Below are 1,158 nucleotides of genomic sequence, written 5' to 3'. Positions count from 1 at the left end.
GCCCAATGGCATGGCCAGCCCGCCCAGTTCAGTGATTTTTTCAATGCCGGTGTGGAAGGCATATTGACCGGATCGGTCACGATCAACACCATAGCGTTCCAGCCAGTGCTGGAAAGGTGTGAGCATTCTGTGCGTGTAATCGCCTCGGTTGGTCAGATCCAGAAGATAGAGGAACGACATGTTTGAGAGAGACAACGCGGCAGTCTGCGAGACAGTATGGGTCGCCAGTAGCGGTTTGTAGCTGGAGAAGTACCAGGTGACAGCCTGTGCCAGGAAGGCTGAAGGTTTGACCCAGTAATCATTGAGCTGCTGCTCCACCGCTGCGGCATGAGCCTGCATCAATGTGCCATGGATAGCCTTGATCAGTTCTGATTCAGATAGTCCAGCTGCATTGGCATAAGGTGTCAGAGTATCCTGAACATTGGCCAGAAACGCTGCCGTTCTGCGGCCGTTTTCAAAGGCAATATCGTCAAGAACATAGTTGGCAATGACCGCAGCGGCATACTCTTTCATGCCGGCAACAGACGCCTTCATACCCGCCGGGCCAGTAGCGGTGATGGTCACGGGAGTAAAGGCGCTCTGCATGAATTCCTCAGTACCCTTGTCGGACAGCATTTGAACAACCTTCTTGAAGTGAGGCAGATTGACGCCGTGTTTGTAGTCAAGGAAATGTTCAAACTCGTCCACTGTCTGATAACCGTCGACACCTCTGGCGGCTTTCATGTAGTTCTCAAGTTCAGTCTTGCTGATCAGACCTTCACGCAGCAGAGCCAAGACCTTGTTACCATTAGCAGAATGGGTAGAGAAATATTCCGAGAAGCCTTTCAGATCCCCTGATTCATGCTCGACGAAGTGAATGGCTCTTTTGCCCATACCGCGTATTTCATCGTCGTATTGTTGAGCCCCGGTTTTCATCTCATTCCTGGCCCCGTCTGCCAGAGCCTGGACTTGTTTAATGATATTCTGAGGCTGATCTTCCAAAGGCACGACAGGGGAGGAGAGCGGGAAGCTCATCATCAGGCTTTTGAAGACTTCCACAATCCGGCTGGCCTGATTAAATGTCAGGTCGTCCCCGACCAGTGCCTGCAAGCGAATCGGTGCATATTCATCGTCAAAATCGAAAGTTGTCAGGCAGGGTATTGTCTTACCGCTGCTGAA

Annotated in this window: 1 protein-coding gene; it reads right to left on the bottom strand. The window is 51.6% G+C overall.

Going from position 1 to position 1,158, the window contains the following annotated elements; translation table 11 throughout:
- A partial coding sequence (locus KDK18_RS08085; RefSeq protein ID WP_257254395.1) for a hypothetical protein occupies positions 1 to 1,158 on the bottom strand: 1,158 nt, incomplete at both ends.

The organism is Endozoicomonas sp. SESOKO3 (genome assembly GCF_024606255.1).
The sequence above is the reverse complement of the archived record's forward strand: the minus strand, read 5'-3'. Positions and strand labels throughout refer to the sequence as shown.